General features: G+C 42.9%; 1 protein-coding gene. It reads right to left on the bottom strand.

Going from position 1 to position 1,678, the window contains the following annotated elements; genetic code table 11:
- Nucleotides 1-532 precede the first annotated feature (532 nt).
- The coding region (locus B4C08_RS08950; protein WP_296664620.1) for a hypothetical protein at nucleotides 533-1,678 on the bottom strand (1,146 nt) is incomplete at its 5' end.

Consider the following 1,678-nt stretch of genomic DNA (forward strand, 5'->3'; position numbering starts at 1 on the left):
TGTCATTGCCGTGCTTGACACGGCAATCTTGCAAAAAAAAGTGTAACAGATTATCGGGGCAAGCCCGATAATGACATTAAACCGTAAAACTCGAATTTCAGGCTAAATATATTTTTCTTTCTTTATTTAATTTTAGTAGATTTGAATTCGCATATAGATTCATAAAAAAGGACTGCCCTTTTTGGGAACAACCCTATAATATATAAGGTCGAATGCCGAGTTTTAATAAAACAGCTACTAAACACTTATTCCTATGCTAGCAAGGCAATCTTTCCAACAGATTATCAACCGACTTCCTTTCAAAAACATCGCAGGGTCAAGCATGATAATGACATTAAAATTTAAAACTCGAAATTGAACCATATATACAGAGTTTTGCCCATTTAAACACAAAAAAGCCTCCCGGAAGGGAGGCTTTTTGCTTTGGTCAGCACATAATGTGCCAGCCAGCATTCGCGCTACGCGCTGTTGTCCGACAGTTTTGCACAGCAAAACTGTCAGAGATAAAACGAAGCGAGCTTCGCTTTATCTCTTAGAACCAAACGCTCAATGCTACAGGGATTGCCCATACGAAGTCATCGCCTGCGTTAGCAGAGATTCCAGTAAGACCGTTTCCGTTTGTTGCGCCCTGGAAGCCAACTCCGATGTAGCCGTTGCTAGAAACGTTCTTTGTAACTCCAACGAGGAAGCTGATTGCGCCGTCTTTGTCTCTGCCTGCATTGCTCTTGTAGCGGAGGTCTGCTGCTGCATTAAGTCCGTCCATGATAGCATAGTCAACTCCAGCACCGATTCCGAATGCGCTGTCACCATCGTCTTTTACTTTTTCTGTTGTTTTGTCCTGATACTGAACATATCCACCAGAAACAGAGAACTTCATAGCGTCAGAAACCTGGTAAGAAGCACCAGCTGTGAACTTCATCTTTTCGTTGTTAACATCTATCTCTTTGTCTGCAATTCCGAATCTTGCGCCAACTGTTACATAGAGATTCTCAACTGCGTTGAAGTCGAATGCAACGTTTACAGTTCCAGTCTGTTTATAATCGCCACTTTCTTTATAGGCTCCAAAGAATCCTGCTTTTAATGTACCAAGACCTTCGATTGTGTAAGCAGCTGCATACATACCGTTCTTGAATGTGTCTTCGATAGTATTGTTGCCATTTTTATACTCTGCATTATTTCCGCCCCAAGTGCTGTTGTATACAGGAAGTTCAACTACTGCTACAAGACCGTCAACAGGAGTGATTTTTGCCATAAGACCGTTTGTATGGTTTCCGTTGAAAGTAAGACCTTCGTCTTCTGCAATCCAGTTGCCAGGTCTGAGCCAGTTCCATGAACCGTAGCAGAAGTCGCCACGGAGTCCTGTCTCACCACCATCGAATTTACCAAGAGCAAGCTGAACCTGCTCGATTGGCTTTACCCAAAGATATGCGTTATCGCCAACTTCAAGAATGCTATCAGACTTATCTGTTATTTTTTCCTTATCTTCGTTTGTCATTGCAACGAATTTTGGTGCATTAAAGTAAATGTCAAGCTTGAATCCAGCGTTTCCGTCTTCTGCTGTGCCAGCTACATTTACTCTTGAAGGTCTGATTCCGCCCCAAGAGTTGGAAGTTCCAGTAAGAATGTCCTCGCCGTTAGACGCTACGCCTGTGATGCTGCGAAGCCATGCTCCGAATGT

This window comes from Treponema sp. UBA753 (assembly GCF_002297325.1).
Lineage (GTDB): Bacteria > Spirochaetota > Spirochaetia > Treponematales > Treponemataceae > Treponema_D.